Source organism: Mesorhizobium sp. M0145, from assembly GCF_040322355.1.
In the GTDB taxonomy this organism is placed as follows: domain Bacteria; phylum Pseudomonadota; class Alphaproteobacteria; order Rhizobiales; family Rhizobiaceae; genus Mesorhizobium.
Genome location: NZ_JAMYTK010000001.1, coordinates 65,283 through 83,314, shown reverse-complemented (window position 1 = coordinate 83,314; position 18,032 = coordinate 65,283). Strand labels below are relative to the sequence as shown.

The following is an 18,032-nucleotide window of genomic DNA, read 5'->3' as shown; positions in this document are numbered from 1 at the left end:
AAATAAGGCCCACGGCCCGGCAAATCACTGCCGGGCCGATTTCTCAAAACACGATGGAGACATAGATGTTCATCAAGGCAATTCACACGATCATGCGCGCCAACGACGCCAAGCCGCCTGTTGTCTATCCGAACGGCATCGCCGAACTGGAAGGCGAGGAATTGGAATCCATGCTCGCGCTCCGCGCGGTGGTCGAGGCCACCGACGACGAAATCACACTCGCCGGCTTCAAGAAGGAAGCCGCTCCGATTCTTGTCCAGGGCAAACCCGAAAAGACTAAGGCCGAGGCGAAAGCCGCTGCGAAGGCCGAGGCGGAAGCCGCCAAGCTCGCCGAGGCGGAAGCTGTGAAACTGGCCGCCGAAGAAGCCGCCAAGCTCGCCGAGGCGGAAGCCGCCAAGCTCGCCGAGGCGGAAGCTGCGAAACTGGCCGAGGCGGAAGCTGCGAAACTGGCCGCCGAGGAAGCTGCGAAGGCGGACGCACTCGTCTAATGGCCGGTTGGCGCGATCAGAAGCGGAAGGCTTTCGGTGCCATTCACCGGACCTTCGAGATTCCGGCAGTGTATCTCACACACACTGCCGGAACTCCCATGCGCGTCGATGTGCGCCTGCATGGGCGCCCGATCGTTTCCGACGTTCAAGGTGCTGATTGGTCAGCGTCGCAGATCGACACTGCCACTCGAATCGTTTTCCAGATTACAGATGAACTGAGCGAAGTTCTGACCAACGCCTACGTCATTTTTGGCAACTCCGAAGCATACATCACCGGCCCGAGCAGAGAGCGTGAGGGTTACCTGTGGGTGGAAGTCTCCGAGGTTGCCAAAGCTGATCTTGTTGCGCTGCTCGCCCAAAGCGACACTGCCTCTGCCGCCTTCGAAGGCATCTTGCTGTGAGCGCGGCGCTGATCGTGGTCGAGTTCGACCAGTTCTCTTTCGTCCCTGAAATGAGCAACACGGTTGAAATGGCGCTGACACGCGCGCTCAACCGCGCCGCAGACCGTGGCCGCACACGCGCCGCCCGCGCTGCCCGCGAGCAGATAGCTTTCCCTGCCTCATACGTGTCGCCATCGAGCAAGCGCCTGTGGGTGAAGACTCGCGCACGCAAGGGGGCATTCACAACGATCATTGAAGGCCGGGGGTCACCAACGTCGCTCGCGCGGTTCAGCCGGCAGACGGTGCTGCCAGGTGGCGCGCGTCACACTGGCGGCAAGGTCAATGTGATGGTGAAGCCCGGCCAGCGCAAATCGATCAGCCGCGCCTTCTTGCTGCGCCTTCGAAACAACAACGTCGGCCTGGCCGTTCGCACCAACGGCGCGGCGCCGGCCGGTGCCTACAAGCCCAAGTCGATCGGCAAGAACCTGTGGCTGCTCTACGGCCCGTCCGTCGACCAGGCGCTGAGCGCCGCATCAGCGGACGGCGGCATTTTCGAAGACATGACACCCGAAATGCTGGACTTCCTCGAAGACGAATTCAACCGCCAACTGGAGTTGCTGGACAATGGCTGACCCTTTCCGCCTGCGCGTCATGAAGGCGGTTTGCACTCGCCTCAAGTCGATCACACCGGCAGGCGGCTACATCGGCGATCTGTCCGACTACACGGACAGCGCGGGCCGCGTTGCCGAGCGGGTATTCCGAGGCCGCACGATCTACGGCGACAACGACCCGATCCCAATGCTGTCAGTGCTGGAAGACCTTCGGCCGGCAGACCCACTAAACGGCACCTCCAATTCAGTCGAGGCCGTCAATCAGTTCCGAATCCTCATTCAGGGCTTCGTGAAGGATGACAAAACGCATCCGCTCGACCCGGCCTACCATCTTTCCGCCGAGGTCGTCCAAGCCCTGGTGGCAGGAAAGAAGGAGCGCTTCAACCTGCTTGGCCTCGGTGGCACTGGCCCCTGCGTTATGGGGCTCTCGATCGGGCAACCCGTGCATCGTCCCCCGGATGATGACGTTTCCGCCGTCGCATATTTTCTGGTTCCGGTGACGCTCACACTCGCAGAAAATTTGGAGACACCTTTCGCTTAACGCAAAATCACGTTATACGTGACAATCACTAGAGAAGGAGCTTTAGCATGGACTTCAATTCCAACAACCTGACGGTCCCGCGCGGAAAGATTTTTTTCGCGAAGTACCTGGCCGGCACGCAGACCCCCGGCCCGTTTCGCGAATTCGGCAACTGTCCGGAATTCACGCTGACACGCGATTCCGAAACCCTGCAGCATTATTGTTCACAGCAGGGCCTCAAGGTGCTGGACAAGCAGCTTATCATTTCCTCGACCATGAACGGTTCGGTGGTCACCGACGACATCAAGACAGAGAACCTGGCGTACTGGTACCTGGGCAATACGACGACCCTCTCGACGACCATTCAGACGGGTCTCATCGAGACGTTCCTCCTGGTCAAGGCCGGCGACACCTTCCAACTCGGCCGCAGCGACACCAATCCGTCCGGTTATCGCAAGGTGACGACGACCGCCGTGACCGATGGTGCAGGCACGCCTGTTCCTCGCGTCCTCGGCACCGACTACCTGATCGACACCGATCTCGGGATCGTCGAGATTCCGGTGGGCAGCGCTGCGATCGGTGGCACCCTCAAGGTCACATACAACGTCGCGGCATCGTCGCGCGAGCAGGTGGTTGCTGGCGAACAGCAGATCGAAGGTGAGTTGAAGTTTATCTCCTTCAATCCGATCGGCGCCCAGGCTGACATCACCATCCCGCGCGCGATCCTTGCGCCGAACGGGGACATGTCGATGTTGAACGACCCCGAGTCGACGGCTTTCCAGACACTGCCGCTGTCGATCACCGTCCTCAAGAAAGGCATCCTGGCGCTCGCCTATCGCGACGGCCGGGTGCTGGCGTAAGGCACGAACATGAATCAGTTGGAGACGCTGATTTTCCCGACAGAGACCGTGGACTTCAATGGGCAATCCATTGCGGTTCGCGGCCTCTGCCTCCCCGACATTACCCTCATCGTCCGTGGGCATCAGCAAGTGCTGGCCGAACTCTACACTCAGGCAATCGCAGGAACGCTTCAAGGTAGCGTTGAAGAGATCGCCATTCGGATGGTCGGTGACTTTGTGCCGCTGGCCTCCCTGGTCATCGCCTGCGGAATGGACGCACCGCAAAGCGCGGCGACGGCCGCGAAGCTTCCGCTGCGTGTTCAGGCCGAATCACTCGAAAAAATCATCAAGCTCACGCTCGTGGGTGAGGGTGGGCTGGAAAAACTGATGGAGATCGTCGCCGGGGCAATGCAGGGGGTGGTAAGCCTGACATTCCCGAAAACCTGAGCCTCTGGATAGAGGGTGTCCGCCGCCAAGTGAGCCTATTGCTCGATCACGGACACCCTACCGCACTCACCTATCCAGTGTGGATGGTTTTTGCAGAAGCGAGCTACGTGGTCAGACGCATCAACGCTCAAATGGCCTCGGAAATCTCACTCTTGCAGATGGCGCTCTCCAGCATCCCGAACATGAGCGTGAAGCCTGCCGCTACCAAGAAAGCCGCCAAGGAACTGACCAAGCACCTGAAGGGCATGATTGATGGCACGTGAAAGAGTCGTAGAATTCGCCGTCAAGGCGCGCGACGAATATTCCAAAGTCCTGAAGAACCTTGAGCAGCAGCAGACCAGACTGTCCGCCGCTGCCAAGGCTTCGGGTCGCCGGGCGGTCCTCGGCGTGGCAGAAGGCGAACTCAACGCCGCAGTTGCCAATTACAAGCGACTGAACTCCGAAGTCGAACGCTACCGCGCCGTCCAGGCCAATGCATCCAAGGCCGGCTCGCTGAGCGCGGCCGAGATGCGCGAGCTTGGCGAGACCATCAAGCTTGTCCGCGACCGCTCGCGCGAGGCGGCTGCCGCCATTCAGACGAAGCGCGCAGCGCTCGGCCAGATCAACAGTGCGGCAACAACCGGCTATGCCGCGTTCGATCGTCTCGCTACCGCCATGCAGCGAGAGGCAGGTGCTGCGGACGCCGCTAAGACCGCACTGGTTGCGAGTGCTGCTGCCGAGGAACGAGCTGCTGCGGTCGCCGCACGGAAGGTGGAAATACAGCAGCGACTCAACGCCGTTGTCCAGTCTGGCTTCGCCCACTGGTCACGCTATGTCGATGCCATAAACAGGGTTCGGGCTGCCGACGAAAAAGCAGCGGCAGTCGCTGCGCTGAAGGCGCAGATTCAGGAGCGGCTGAATAATCCGACGCAATCGGGTTTCGCAGCGTTCATCCGAAACGCAGAAGCGGCAGACAGGGAAGCCGTGGCGGTTGCGGACGCTGCAACACAGTTGAACAAGTTGACGGCAGCCTCGAAAACGGCGGCCACCGCGCAGGGCGCGCTCAAGGCCAAGACTGACGCGGCAACTGAATCGCTCACCCGCCAACGCGGCAGAGGCGGTGCCAAGGGCGGTGCCAAGGGCGATGCGCAAGACGTTGAAGTCTTCGGCCTCAAGCCGTGGCAGTTGACCAACCTCGGCTACCAGGTCAACGACGTTGTGTCCGGTCTCGCCATGGGCCAGGCGCCGTTGCAGATTCTCGCCCAGCAGGCGGGACAGTTCGCGCAAATCTGGCCGGGCGTCATGGTGGCGCTCGCCCGTTCGATCCCTATCCTAACCGGCGTGACCGCTGTGCTGTCGCCGTTCATCGCCGCTGCGATGCGGATGCACGCGTTGTCCGAGTCGATCCAGATTTTCTCAAGGGAACTCGCGCTCTCGGCGGACGGCAGCCGTTACAGCGCCGAGGAACTGGCGAACGCGACTCAGAGAATGGGTGAATTCGGCATTGCGACCGATGCTGCCCGAACCATCATCAAGCAGTTTGTCAAAGACGGCATTTCGCAGAAGGATTTCGAGCCTCTTGCTAAGCTGGCGAAGCAACTGGATGACGTAACCGGCGAGGGCGTTGGTGAGGCCGGCAAACGCCTCTCCACCGCATTCTCTGGCACGGTCGAGGATGTCAGGGACCTCGACAAGGAACTCAACTTCCTCACCGCATCGCAGCTTGAAACGATCCGGGCCATGGAAAAGGCCGGCGACACCACGGGTGCGATGAGCTTCGCGCAGGCAGCACTGGCTGGCAAGCTGGCCGCATCTGCCGGGGAAGCGTCCGAATGGACTCAGGCGACCGATGCGATGGCCGAAGCCTGGGATAATCTCGTCACCGCGATCGAGCGTTCCGGCGTCCTTGGCTTCGCGGCACGGCAACTGAAACTGTTTGCCCAAGACGTGAAGGCCGTGGCGGATGTCGCCAACAATGTCGCCAATGCGGTGGGTGGTACGCCCGACCTAGAGGCTGCACGCGCAAAGCTCGTCGAGATCAACGCGACGCTTGCCGAGCAAAAAGCACTCCTGGAGGAGGGTCATACCGTCTACGCCGATATCGGCGCATTGGAAGCGCAGCGCGCCGCGCTCGCGGAGATCGTCGATGCGCGCCGCGCCGAGCTTGAGGCCATCAAGGATGGCAGCCTTGCGCAGCAAGAAGCAGGCGCGCTCACCGAGGCCGACAAGAAGGCTCGCCTGGACATCCAGGAAGTCATCGACAAACAGGGTGAAGCGCTGCTGCTCGAAACCAAGCAGGTCGAGCTTACGAATCGCGAGCGTTACATCGAAGCCGAATTGCTGAAGGCGAAGAATGCCGCGCTGGAAAAGGCCAAGGCGCTCAACCAGGACGTACTCGATCTCACGGCCGAGCAGACGAAGCAAATCCGTAATCAGGCGGGGATGGCGTTCGACGCAACCCACGTCAACTATGAGGCGCAATACACCGCGCAACGCGGGACGCCGCAGGGCGCGCAGATGGCTGCACTGGTGGCTGCCGTTTCGGCGCTCGCCGAGAAGATGCAACTCAGCGCCAAAGACCTGCTGACCGCGATTTCCTTCGAGACAAAAGGCACGTTCAATCCCGCGATCATGGGTGGCGCGGGCGGCAAATACGCGGGACTTATCCAGTTCAGTCCCGAGAATCAGGCGAGGTATGGTGTCAACCAGAATTCGTCAGTCGAGGCTCAGGTCGAAGCCGCTGGCAAGTATCTAAGCGATGCCGGTGTCAAAGCCGGCGACAGCTTGTTGCAGATTTACGCAGCAATCAACGCCGGCAGCGCATCCAAGATCAATGCTTCGGATGAAAGGAACGGTGGCACGCCGGGCACTGTGCTCGATAAAGTCAGCGAGCAGATGGATGCCCACAAGGCGAAAGCCGAGGGTGTCCTTGCCGCCTACGCAGGTATCGCTGAACAGGCCAAGAAGACGCAGGAATACGAGAGGGATTTCAACGCTCGTGCCGAAGCTGCCGCAGCGGAACTGGATTTCAAGACGAAGGAAAATCGGGAAGCGTTCATTGCGAAGGCTCTCACCGACGAAGAAGTCCGCGCCAAGAAGGCCGGTGTCGAACTTACGCAGCAGCAGATCAACCTGGTAAAGCAACAGGCCGCCGCGCAGTTCGATCTTCAACATGCGAACGATGCGGTGAATCGCCTGGTCGCACAGCGCACAGCGCTGTTCGAAAGCTTGCAGATTGCGCAAACGGCCGGTGATCAAGGCAAGGTGCAGGACGTTATCGGCCAGATCGGCAGCGTCGAAGAAAAGCTGAAAGAAGCCATTCCGCTCGCTATTGCCTTTTGGCAGGCGATCGGCGGCAGCGGTGCCGAGCAGGAAATCGCAAAGCTACGGGCTATCAACGACGGCATCGGCCAGACGCTGCAGAAGCTCGACAAGCAGTTTCTGCCGCAGGCGCAGCAGATCAACGAGGAACTGGCGGACATCGGCGCCAATGCATTCGGCGCGTTCGCGCAGGCGATTGCCGATGGCGAGAACGCCGTACAGGCGTTCTTCAATGCGCTCCTTCAGGGGATAGCGGAATTCCTGATCGAGATCGGCAAGGCGATCATCAAACAGGCGCTGTTCAATGCCATCTCAGGCGCTGGCGGCAGCGGCGGGATTGGCGGCTTCATTACTTCGTTGTTCCACGGGGGCGGTGTCGTCGGCAGTTCGTCAGGCTCGGGCAGCAAGGCCGTCAATCCGATGATCTTTGCTGGCGCCCAGCGCTTCCACGGTGGTGGCATCGCCGGCCTCGGGCCAAACGAGGTTCCGATCATCGCTCTCAAGGATGAAGAAGTGATCACGAGGGACGATCCGCGCCACGTCAGCAATGGAGGCGCTGTTGCTGGTGGCGGCGGCAGAGGCCAAGGACAAGGGCAGGCTGTGAACTTGAAAAACATCAATCTCTTCGATCCTGCCGACTTGCTCGAACACGCTCTTTCGAACGTGGCCGGTGAACGCATCTTCCTGAATTTCCTCACCAGGAATTCGCGGAAAGTGGCGGCCGCGATCAACAACACTTAGCGCTTGCAAAAATCACGCTAGAAGGTATTTTCACGCATATACGTGAAAGACACGCATGGCCGTATTTCTTCCCATCGTCCCCAACTGGCAGAACGGTGTGCGGGACACCTACGAGTTCAAGACCGACGTTTTCACGACCCGCGATGGTAGTGAGCAGCGTCGGTCTTTGCGCGTCCAGCCTCGGCGCTCGATCGAAGCCGCAGTGCTGCTCGATGGTGACCGGCTTCGGGGCTTCTCCGACGCGCTTCACCTGGCAAGAGACGGCAAAGTTGAGATCAGTGACTTCTCGGCTGACAGCGCGATCCTGATAGAAACGGTCGCAAACGGCGGGACAGTTCTGACCGTGGATCGCGTTCCTGCCTGGCTTACGGGCAGCATGACTTGCGCCCTTCTGTCTGGCCGACAGGCTCGCAAGATCATCGTTGATTTCGTCTCCGGCAACCAGGTTGTCTTGACCACTGGTGTCGTCGGCTCAGTCGGCCATGGCGCGCAACTTCTTCCGCTGCTGCCGGCGTCGCTTGGCAAGAGCACCACGCTATCGATCTACACTACGCTCGCTGCCACGTCGGCGCTCAAGCTCGATGTCGAGCCCGGCACAGTTGTCCGCACACCGGACCCGCTGCCAATCGACGATGGTCCCGACGCAGAGACCACGCAATTTTTCGGTCCAGCCGCGATCTTCTATGGCCGCTACGTGCTTCTGCGGAAACCGAACTATCTGCAGCAGCCACAAATGGTCTTTAATCTCGCCTTCGAGACCGTCGACTACGGCCGTGGCGTCACGAAGACCTTCACGCCGGTTCCTGCCATCTCACGGACGCTGACGGCAAATTACCTGGCGGTTTCCCATGCCGACGCCATAGCTATGCTCGATGTCTTTCTGCGCGCCAAAGGCCGGGCCGGCGAAATCTTCGTCTCGACTTGGGGCAACGACTTCCCGCCAGTGGAAATCGTGACCGGCCACAACATCAGGGTCACCGGGACAGAGTTCTTCGACGCGTACGGTGCGGACAACGCTCACCGATCCCTGTTGATCCGAACCAAGAGCGGCGACCTGATCCCTCACGAAATTACCGGCATGACCACCGACAGCGGTGACACGCTGATCGCCACCACCGACCTGATCGGCACCACCGCAGATCAGATTGCGTCGATCTCGTGGATGTTCGTGGCGCGCTTCGCGCAGGACGCGTTCACCATTCAGTGGATCAGCAACGGCGTGGCCAACATTTCGCTGTCCTTTGTCACGCTGGCCAACCTCGCCTCCGAGGATAGTTTCGGCAACAACTGGATTCTGGCAACCGGCCAGTGGCGCGACAACGGTCAGTGGCAAGACGGCTCGGTTTGGCAGGATTGAGATGCCGGTCGTAATCAACCTCATCGAGAACGGCGAATCTGGTCTCAGCATCAGGGAGAAGTTGAACCTGCTGATCGCAGGCGCCGCCACTGGTGCCCTCGGATCGGTTACGCCAGAGGATATCGCCGCGCTGATCGATACCACGCCACCGGCCGTTCCTGAAGGTCTGACGCTCACGTCCGAGATCGTCGATGGCGTTACAATCCTGACGATCGCCTGGGATTTCAACAGCGAAGGTGACTTCCTGTATTACGATTTCCAAGTCAAAGAGGGTGACGGCAGTTGGATCGGACTTCAGACGTCCGCCGAAATCTACACGATGGCGGCCAAGCCAAACGTCGCGTATAGCGCGTGGCTCCGAGCCGTCGATAAATCGGGCAATCCGTCCTTGTACTGCGCTCCGGTGACGCACACCACGGCGGCCGATGACATCCCGCCTGCCATGCCGATCGGCATCCAGATCAACGCCGGCCTCGAATCGATCTGGATCACCTGGATTGCCAATACCGAAAGCGACCTGGCGCGCTACGAGCTTTACGAGAGCGCCAGCAATGCTACGCCACTCGAAAGCGCCACGCCTTCGCACACGACGCTGGCGAACAATTTCGTTCGGGCCGGATTGGACATGGGGACAGCGCTGAACTTTTGGGTTCGCGCCGTCGACACGTCTGGGAACGTTTCGCCGTGGTCAACGGTCGCCAACGCCACGACCGGAGAACTGCGCGGTGAAATCAAGGTTGCGCTCATCGGAGTGACGTTCGCGCCAGGGCAGGACACCGGCAACCGCCTGGAATGGACCGCTGGCAACATCAGTTTCGGCCTGTCGGGTGAAGAGCCGACAATCCAGGCGCTGCCGAGCGGACAAGTGGATTGGATCAGCGGTACGGTCTACGTCTGCTATGTGCCGGGCGCCACCGAAATCACCACGACGACCTCGCTCACCCAACTCTACGCCGACGACTCCGTCATTCTCGCCATCTACCGAGGCGGGACAGACTTGCAGCTTGTCCTCGGCAAGGCGTTCACGGACGGCGGCCTCATCCTGGCGCAGACGATCGGCGCCAACCAGTTGGTCGCGGATGATGCTGTCATCACCGGTTCTGCGCAGATCGCCAACGCGGTCATTGAAGACGCTCACATCACAGACCTCGACGCGGCCAAGCTGATCGCCGGCACCACCATGACCGGGGAGATACTGGTCAATGGCACTTACAGGATCGACGATCCGGCAGCGGGCGTGAATCTCGGCTCGACGAAAATTCTGCCTGGTAGCATCTCGATCTCAACGGGCGTCGATCTGTCGAACTGGATTGCCGGTGGCGGCACATACATTGACGGCGCAATGCTGTCCGTGGGCAGTGTGACGGCCGATAAGGCATCATTTGGTCAGCGCGGGCTCACCATCGAAGGCTTGGAATTCGAATCGAACAAGCCGGCCACCAACCGCGTCGCGTGGTCTGCAGGCACGATCAAGTACATCGGCGACGATGGAAATGTCGCTACGTTCAACATCGCCTCGGGCTCATCTGCAATTTGGACCACCGGCACCCTGTACGTCTATTACGTCAAGGGCGGCACGACGCTCGCCGCGACGACGACGGTGGCCACCGCGTTCCAGGCCGATCGTGTTGTGCTGGCCACCTACAAGGGCGGCCTGGACCTCGTGACAGACTATGGTCGCACGATCATCGACGGCTCGCACATCAAAACTGGCTCGGTCGATACCGCTCAGATGAAGGCGAATTCGATCACGACCCTTCTGCTCGCGGCTGGCGCTGTCACTGCGGATAGATTGGATGTCACTGCTCTGTCAGCGATCTCCGCTGATCTCGGAACTGTAACGACGGGCCTTTTGCAGAACCTTGCCGGCACAATGATCATCGACCTGGACGCCGGCTTCATCTCCATTGCGGTGCCCTGATGCCTAAACTCGGATTCGGAATTCATGCAAATGGGAACCCAGCGCTGCGCATTGCGCTGGATAATGGGACCGATTTGCGTACCGAGCCGTCCTCCAACGTCGGCAAGTTTCAGTTCGACAGCGAGAACACGAAGCTCAGTCATATCGAGTATATGATCACCGAATTGCACATAACCTACGGCGGCAGCGGCTGGAACGGTATGAGTGTTTGGTTCTTTAATCCAGGTGATTTTCACTGGACCACGCCAATCACCACAAACTCCGGCGGCGTCATGGGAAATACTTGCGGAGGCCAAATTTACAACGAGGGCGAGTATGGTAACTGGTCTAAGCATCTATTCAAAGAATTCTGGGGCTTTGGGTATATGCCGCTGGTCGAGTATAAGCAACTTGAAGCAGGAACGACCGATACTTTTAAGGGACCGCTGCTTGATAAAACACTGGGCAATTATAGCGGCAAAATAGTAAGCATGAATGGCAAAATCGCCAATTGGACGGTAGGGTTTAGGAACCTAAACTGGAATGACTATCGCAGGGAATGCTACAGGATTTTCACCTCCAGCGGCAAAAGTTATGTCGAAACCGTGTGGCGTCTGCCAATACGCGACGTTCCTCTGCCAGATTACTCAACGACACCCGTTTCTGGTCAGCAGGTGCTGCTTCTGAGCCCCACGACGACCCGCCTCGCATTGCCGGGGCGCGACGTTAATGACACGGACCCCAACCACTACATCTTCCACGAGGACAAAATCCCGGCCAAAATCATGGCGGCTGGGGACGTAAACATCGCGCTCGGCGGGACGGTGACAATCAATACGCCGCTGCCACTCAGCATCCTGACTTCCATGGATTTTCATGTCAAACGGCAGGCCGATGCCGAATTCTGGAACCCGCCTTACTTCATTGGCACGGGCGAAGACCAAGAGTTGGGGTTCACCTACAAGGTACAGGCACAGAGCATTCTGATCACAAACCTCGCGGAATCTGCGATCACAGTTCGTTATGTCATTCACGCCTCCGACGACCAGGCTCACACGACAGGCGGCAAGAAGGTGCTCCTGAAGGGCAACGATGGGGTGCAAGACTTCATCCAGATCAAGCGCCCAGGCTCGTCCGATCTCGCGCCGGGCCTGAACGACATCATCATCGACACGCGTCTGGCCTATATGCCGATCATCGCGGAAGGGTGGCTTGTTTGGCCGACTGACTTTCCGACCGTGGTCGCCAGCGGTGCTCGCTACAAGGGTGAACGGATGGCCACCGTCTCTTTTGCCAATCCGGACCCTAAATTCAAACCATTCGTCAAGCAAATTGTGGTGTTCCCGGAAGACAACAGGGTCCCGTCCAATAGCGATAACGGAATACATCAGGTCTTCGTCGACGCCGGCTCATGGACCGGCCGATGCACCGCCAGAAGCTCGTGGGCAAATCTGCATGAGACCAGTGTGGATTTCTACATGGCGGGCAGCAATCCTTACGATATGGATGGTGGCGGCACCAATCCGGTCTACCCCGATAATAACCCGGCGCTGGGGATGCGCTACTACATCTTTGGCATCCCGGACAGCCTTTAAGGATCAATTCGACAATGACGTTCGACACCCGAGAATCCAGTCGCTACAGCGGCGCGCCAATCACCCTCTATCTTATCCGGGGTGCTGAAAACGAAACCGCTGATGTGCCGCTCGGCCCGTTCGCTTTTTGCGACGGTGAGACCGATATCGTTCGACCGATTCTCGACAGCGAAGGAAACTCGATCAACACGACCTTTCACCCTTGGCCAATCAAAAAGAGCGACCTGTCGCATGACGGCACGCTGGACAAGTCCGACCTCACGGTGTCGATGGCGCTCGGCTCGGAGATGGACACACTGTTCCTCGCCTATCCGCCGTCTCAGGTGGTCAACCTGACGATCTTCGAAGGCCACGTGGGCGATGCCGTGACCGTGGGGAATTTCCCCGCTGTCTGGCTCGGTCGCATCACCAGCGGTGCCTACAAGGACAACGAACTCGATTTGTCGTGCGTGCCGGTCTCCACATCGATCAAGCGGCCGGGATTGCGGCGCAACTACCAACTCGGCTGTCCGCACGCGCTCTACGACGCGACCAGTTGCGGTGCGAGCAAGGCCGCCGCAACTGTGACGCGGCAAACGGTTTCAGTCGTTCGCAACGTGATCACGATGGATGCCAGCCTCGGCGCGACCTACGCACAATACGTTGGTGGGTTGCTCGAATGGGCGAATTCCGACACGGGCCAGAAGGAACTGCGGACAATCTCGGCCGTGCATCCCGCAGGGCTGGTGATCACAGTCCGTGGCGCCGGCAGAGGGCTTGCGCCTGGCACAACCTTGTCGGTGATCCGTGGCTGCAATCGTCAGATGAGCGGCTGCAACCAGCACATCGACAGCGTGGCCGGTGGTTCAAATATCCGCAACTACGGCGGTCAACCGTTCATACCCCTGGAAAACCCGCTGTCGCAGAAAAACCAGTTCTATTAAAATCACGTTTAACGTGACAAACACGTGATATTATGCGATAGGTCTACCTCATGCCGTTCTTCCTAATCCCTCTGTTGATCAACCTCATCATCGGCATTGCCTTGCAGGCACTCGGCTATCTGCTGATGCCGAAGTCCAAGAGCGAGAAGACCGATGAAGTCACCGACATGGACAGTCCGACCGCAGAAGGCGGCCGGCCCATTCCGGTGGTGTTCGGCGAGATCGAAGTGACCGGCGTCAACATCGTCTGGTACGGCGAGAAGGCAACCACGACGCGGGAGATTAACGCGTGACCGATCCCCATCTCACCATCGCCGACATCCGCGTCCTATACTGCGTCAAGGGCGCGAAGAAGGGTTTCGAGACCGCAGGGCTGGACTTCACCAAGTTCATCCGCGAGGGCGCCAAAGCATCGGAATTGCGCGGCTACGGGTATGACGCGGTGATCGATCGCGTGGTTGAATCCATCCGTGCCAAGGGCGCATCCGATGGGCGGTAAATCCAGCAAGGTTGAAATCCACGAATACACGATGTCACTGCACGTGGGCATCTGCGCCGCTGGCGAAGGGCTCAGCCTGATAGCTCTAAAATACGGTGAAAAGGAATTCTGGCGCGGCGATGCGGCCGATCAGGCTGTGTTCCCCATCAACAAGCCGAGCTTGTTCGGCGGCCTCAAGAAAGAGGGCGGCGTCAAAGGTCTCGTCTGGTGGTTGCCGGGCAAGTCAGACCAGACCATGCCCGAGACCTTGGCCACGAAACTTGGGCTGACCAGTGCAACGTGCCCTGGTTTCCGGGGCCTGACCAGCATCTTTCTGACCGGCACGAAAGCAGCATCTGAGCCGAGCAGTCCGCCCTGGTGGGTGCCGGGCATTATACCGGGCCTTTCCGGTAACCCTGGCAACAACAAAAGCGGTTTCTATTTAGGCGCCAACAATCCCTATTTGCGGGCATTGTCAGCGCGTGTGCGGCGACCCTCCATCGGTCTGAATCCCGCCATTGCCATGCTTCGCATACCGGACGATTCGAAGGGCAATCAGCAGTACGCCTCGAATCCGGCGCACATGATCTACGAATGCCTCACCAACACCGGTTGGGGTATGGGCGAACTGCCGAGTGCGATCGACAAGCCGACGTTCGAGGCCGCCGCGCAGACGCTCTACAACGAAGGCTTCGGCCTCAACATGATCTGGACCCGGCAAAGCGAAGTCGGCAAGTTTATCGGCGAAATTCTCACGCATATTCAGGCCGCGTTGTTCGTCAACCCTTCGACCGGCAAGCACACGCTCAAGCTTCTGCGCGGCGACTACGACGTTGACGCGCTGCCGATCATCGATCCGAGCAATGCGAAACTGTCGTCGTTCAAGCGCAAGGCTTGGGGTGAGATTTCCAACGAAATCGTCGTCACCTACACGAACCCTGAGACCGGCAAGGAAGCAACAGTCTCGTCGCAAGACCTCGCCGGCATCGCGGCCGAGGGTGGCGTCGTCTCGTCATCGCAAAACTACTATGGCGTGGCCTCCGAGGCATTGGCCATCAAGCTAGCCGATCGCGATTTGGCCACTATGGTCAATCCCATTGCCACCTGCGAGGCAACCGTCACCCGCGCTTTTTGGGACACGGTTGCCAACGACGTGGTGAAGGTATCCTGGCCGCAGTTCAACATCGATGAGATCGTGTTTCGCGTCTCCGAGGTCAACAAGGGCGAGAATACGGTCGACCTAACCCTCTACGAGGACATATTCGGTCTCGATCATGCGAGCTACCTGGTCCCTGGCGATACCGCGTGGGTCAATCCATCGCTGCCACCAACGGCGGCAACCTATTACCAGTTGGGCACCGCACCAGCGTTCATGACGGCGGCAGCGCTGTCGCTCAGCGATCCGTCTGAACTGGTCTACCCGGAAGTCCTGAGCGCGGTGACCGTAGGCGCCGACAGCGATGATGATGTTGGCTACGACCTCGTGTCGAATGTGACCGATGTCAACGGCACCACGACGCGGGAATCTCTCGGAAGCGGCCCCTATCGCGGCACCTGGGCAATCCTTACCGGCTTGATCGCTGAATCGGAAACCGTGATACCAGAACTCACCGGATTGCGCGGCCCCGAGCCGATCGCCGGCAGTTTCATCCTGATCGGCCTAGGTCCAGACGAATACACGGAGATCGCCACCGTGCAGGCGATCGACGAAGACGGATATCATCTCAACCGTGGAATGCTCGATACGATCCCGCGCAACTGGCCGGTAGGCACGCGAGCCTTCGTCATCCCGCCAGCGGTCCCTGTGGTCGACGATACGATACGTTCCGCCTTCGAGGACACCGCCTACTGGATTCAGACCAAAACCACATCCGGGCAACTCGACTTGGAAGACACGCCGCAGGTGAATGTCTCGTTGACCGAGCGCCCCTACCTGCCGAACCGGCCTGCGAACGTCCAGGTCAATGGCGTGGGCTTCGGGATTGTCGATGCGAACGACGCAACCGAACTGACGGTGACGTGGGCAAACCGCAACCGGGTACTCGAGTCCACGCAGGCGATGAAGTGGAACGATTCGGGCGTTGCCGGCGAAGTGGGCCAGACGTCGAAAGTCATGGTGACCACCGAAGCCGGTGCGCCGATCGTCACTTACTCGATGCTGGCCGGATCATCCAAGGTCATTCCGCTCACTGACGTGGCAGGCATCAGGCGCGCCCGCATCTCAGTAACGGCAGAGCGGGACGGGCTTCAATCGCTTCAGGCAATGAGTCTGCTCGTCTACCTGATCACGCGCTTCTTCAGCGACGCCACGATAAACGGCGCCGGCTCAATGACCATCTCGCCTAGGAAGAAAATCCTCCGCTCGGTGTCCTTCCAGGGCGGCGGTTCACTTTCCGCGTCACGCGCGCGAGCCTTCACGTCGGGCTTCTCGGCAGGCTTCCGCTAAACCCCATCAGGATCAACGCACATGGCTGATTTTTCCGACTATCTCGAAAACAAAATCCTCGATCACGTGTTTCGGAACACGCCCTATACGTCGACCGCGACCATCTATCTGGCGCTCTACACAGCAGCGCCCACCGACGCGGGCGGCGGGACGCAGGTCGCTGGCGGCGGCTATGCGCGCAAGGCTGTGACGTTCGGAGCCGCTGCCGGTGGGGCAATGGCGAACACGAACCTCATCGACTTCCTGGCGACCGGTGCGAACTTCGGCACCATCACCCATGTCGGTGTTTTCGATGCCTTGACGGCGGGCAACCTGCTCGCCTGGAAGGCCATCAGTTCGATTATCATCAACGACGGTGACACGATCAGCTTCCCGATCGGCAGCATCATCATGGGACAGGATTAAACGCTATGGCCGTGCGCACCAGGGCTCAGCTTAACAGCGATGCCGACACCAATCTCAACGACAACACGACCGGCGACATCACGCCAGCCGATATTCGCACCATCGCCAAGAACCTCGCTGACAGTGCCAAGCTCGCGGAAGACATCGGTACGGCTGCGACCAAGAACACCGGCACTGGCGCCGGAAACGTGCCAGTGCTCGATGCGGGCGGCTTGCTTGATGAAGCGATCCTGCCGGCGCTGGCGATCACGGATACTTTCGAGATCGCGTCTCAGGCCGCTATGCTGGCCCTGACGGCGCAGCGCGGCGACATCGCTGTTCGCTCGGACCTGAACAAGTCCTACATCCTCAAGACCGCGCCTGCGACGACACTGGCAAATTGGGTCGAGCTTCGCACGCCCACAGATGCGGTGCTCTCGGTCGCCGCGCTCACCGGTGCGATCAGCGCGGCCGCACTAAAGGTGGCCCTGGCAATCGCCGTGGCCGACATCACCGACGCCTCTGCCAACGGCCGTTCGCTAGTCTCTGCCGCCGACTATGCGGCCATGCGGACGCTTCTCGGTCTGGTGATCGGCACCAACGTTCAAGCGTACGATGCGCAGCTTTCGTCGCTGATTCGGATCAACAGCCAAAGCGCAGCTTATGGACTTGTACTCAGCGACGGGGGTAAGGCGATCTATCACCCGCCTGCCGACGCGACGGCGCGCATTTTCACAATCCCCTCGAATGCCGCTGTTCCTTACCCGAACGGAACAGCACTGACCTTCGACAACGATATCGGCGCAGGCGTCATTACGATCGCCATCGACACCGACACTTTGGTGCTGGTCGGGGCGGCCGGCAGCACAGGCTCGCGTACACTGGCCTCGGGAGGCCAGGCTACCGCGCTCAAGGTCTCCGCTACCCGCTGGCGAATCTCTGGCGTAGGACTCACGTAATGGCATCCGTCAGCCAAATGGCACTATTGGCCACCATGGGTGCCTCGGTGGCACCGAACGTGGTGCAGCGAGTCGCTTCAGGATCGGCTGCGCGCGCTACCTCCACTGTGCTGACATGGGCCGCTGCGACAGCCGGAAACCTTATCGTCATTGAGTTCGTTTGCGAGACCAACGCAGCGGCCCCCACGACGCCAGCAGGCTACACGCTATGGCCTTCGGGCAACATCTCAAACGGCGGGACGCAGACGCTTGGTATTTTCTACAAGATTGCGGCTGGCGGCGAGACTGGCGTCACGATTACACATGGCAACAACGCCACCTGCTCGATCATGCGTGAGATTTCCGCCACGTCTGGAGTGATTGAATTCGGCACCCCGACGGTGGCGACCACTCTTAACCCCGATCCTCCATCGCTGACACCAGGGGGGGGCTCGAAGAAGTATCTGTGGATCGCTGGCGCCGACTATCCCACGACAACGGCATCGGCCTATTCGAGCGGCTATTCCAACGGCCTTACCGGTGCCAGCACGACCAATCTTTACAGAGTTTCATCGGCCGAGAAAACGGCCACGGGCTCGGTAGAAGACCCCGGCGTTCTCACACTCGGGTCGTCCGTCAAATGCGTCGCCTTTACCTACGCTATTTCACCGATCAGTTGAAATCA

At 59.7% G+C, this 18,032-nt stretch carries 18 protein-coding genes; all 18 read left to right on the top strand.

What is annotated here, in order from left to right; all coding sequences use genetic code 11:
- Positions 1-65 precede the first annotated feature (65 nt).
- Positions 66-488, top strand: coding sequence for a hypothetical protein (locus tag NKJ28_RS00535; protein ID WP_352633537.1), 423 nt, complete (start codon positions 66-68; stop codon positions 486-488).
- A gap of 98 nt (positions 489-586) precedes the next feature.
- Positions 587-889, top strand: coding sequence for a hypothetical protein (locus NKJ28_RS00530; protein WP_352633535.1), 303 nt, complete (start codon positions 587-589; stop codon positions 887-889).
- On the top strand, positions 886-1,500 hold the full coding sequence (locus NKJ28_RS00525) for a hypothetical protein (RefSeq protein WP_352633533.1): 615 nt from the start codon (positions 886-888) through the stop codon (positions 1,498-1,500). The genes NKJ28_RS00530 and NKJ28_RS00525 overlap by 4 nt, the downstream gene beginning before the upstream one ends.
- On the top strand, positions 1,493-2,020 hold the full coding sequence (locus NKJ28_RS00520) for a hypothetical protein (RefSeq protein WP_352633531.1): 528 nt from the start codon (positions 1,493-1,495) through the stop codon (positions 2,018-2,020). The genes NKJ28_RS00525 and NKJ28_RS00520 overlap by 8 nt, the downstream gene beginning before the upstream one ends.
- 47 nt (positions 2,021-2,067) lie before the next feature.
- Positions 2,068-2,859, top strand: coding sequence for a phage tail tube protein (locus NKJ28_RS00515; protein ID WP_352633529.1), 792 nt, complete (start codon positions 2,068-2,070; stop codon positions 2,857-2,859).
- Between the two features lie 9 nt (positions 2,860-2,868).
- The gene (locus NKJ28_RS00510) at positions 2,869-3,285 is read left to right on the top strand and encodes a phage pre-tape measure protein (protein WP_352633527.1); all 417 of its coding nucleotides are present in this window, start codon (positions 2,869-2,871) and stop codon (positions 3,283-3,285) included.
- Positions 3,286-3,314: 29 nt separating this feature from the next.
- Positions 3,315-3,548, top strand: a complete 234-nt coding sequence (locus NKJ28_RS00505; protein ID WP_352633525.1) for a hypothetical protein — start codon at positions 3,315-3,317, stop codon at positions 3,546-3,548.
- On the top strand, positions 3,538-7,326 hold the full coding sequence (locus NKJ28_RS00500) for a phage tail length tape measure family protein (protein ID WP_352633523.1): 3,789 nt from the start codon (positions 3,538-3,540) through the stop codon (positions 7,324-7,326). The genes NKJ28_RS00505 and NKJ28_RS00500 overlap by 11 nt, the downstream gene beginning before the upstream one ends.
- 55 nt (positions 7,327-7,381) lie before the next feature.
- A complete protein-coding gene (locus NKJ28_RS00495; RefSeq protein WP_352633522.1) occupies positions 7,382-8,683 on the top strand; it encodes a hypothetical protein in 1,302 nt (433 codons plus the stop codon).
- A gap of 1 nt (position 8,684) precedes the next feature.
- The gene (locus NKJ28_RS00490; protein WP_352633520.1) at positions 8,685-10,604 is read left to right on the top strand and encodes a phage tail protein; all 1,920 of its coding nucleotides are present in this window, start codon (positions 8,685-8,687) and stop codon (positions 10,602-10,604) included.
- The gene (locus tag NKJ28_RS00485) at positions 10,604-12,178 is read left to right on the top strand and encodes a hypothetical protein (RefSeq protein WP_352633518.1); all 1,575 of its coding nucleotides are present in this window, start codon (positions 10,604-10,606) and stop codon (positions 12,176-12,178) included. Before NKJ28_RS00490 ends, NKJ28_RS00485 begins: the two co-directional genes overlap by 1 nt.
- Before the next feature lie 14 nt (positions 12,179-12,192).
- Positions 12,193-13,101 carry a phage BR0599 family protein gene (locus tag NKJ28_RS00480; protein WP_352633516.1) on the top strand — a complete coding sequence of 303 codons (909 nt, stop codon included), beginning with the start codon at positions 12,193-12,195 and terminating at the stop codon, positions 13,099-13,101.
- Between the two features lie 50 nt (positions 13,102-13,151).
- Positions 13,152-13,394, top strand: a complete 243-nt coding sequence (locus NKJ28_RS00475) for a hypothetical protein (protein WP_352633514.1) — start codon at positions 13,152-13,154, stop codon at positions 13,392-13,394.
- Positions 13,391-13,600, top strand: a complete 210-nt coding sequence (locus NKJ28_RS00470; RefSeq protein WP_352633512.1) for a hypothetical protein — start codon at positions 13,391-13,393, stop codon at positions 13,598-13,600. The genes NKJ28_RS00475 and NKJ28_RS00470 overlap by 4 nt, the downstream gene beginning before the upstream one ends.
- Positions 13,601-13,631: 31 nt before the next feature.
- Positions 13,632-16,025, top strand: coding sequence for a phage tail protein (locus NKJ28_RS00465; protein ID WP_352633510.1), 2,394 nt, complete (start codon positions 13,632-13,634; stop codon positions 16,023-16,025).
- A 21-nt stretch (positions 16,026-16,046) separates the two neighbouring features.
- Positions 16,047-16,430 (top strand): phage tail fiber protein, encoded by a 384-nt coding sequence (locus NKJ28_RS00460; RefSeq protein WP_352633508.1) that lies wholly within the window; start codon positions 16,047-16,049, stop codon positions 16,428-16,430.
- A 5-nt stretch (positions 16,431-16,435) separates the two neighbouring features.
- The gene (locus NKJ28_RS00455; protein ID WP_352633506.1) at positions 16,436-17,368 is read left to right on the top strand and encodes a hypothetical protein; all 933 of its coding nucleotides are present in this window, start codon (positions 16,436-16,438) and stop codon (positions 17,366-17,368) included.
- Complete coding sequence (locus tag NKJ28_RS00450) at positions 17,368-18,027, top strand: hypothetical protein (protein ID WP_352633504.1); 660 nt, start codon at positions 17,368-17,370, stop codon at positions 18,025-18,027. Before NKJ28_RS00455 ends, NKJ28_RS00450 begins: the two co-directional genes overlap by 1 nt.
- Positions 18,028-18,032 lie beyond the last annotated feature (5 nt).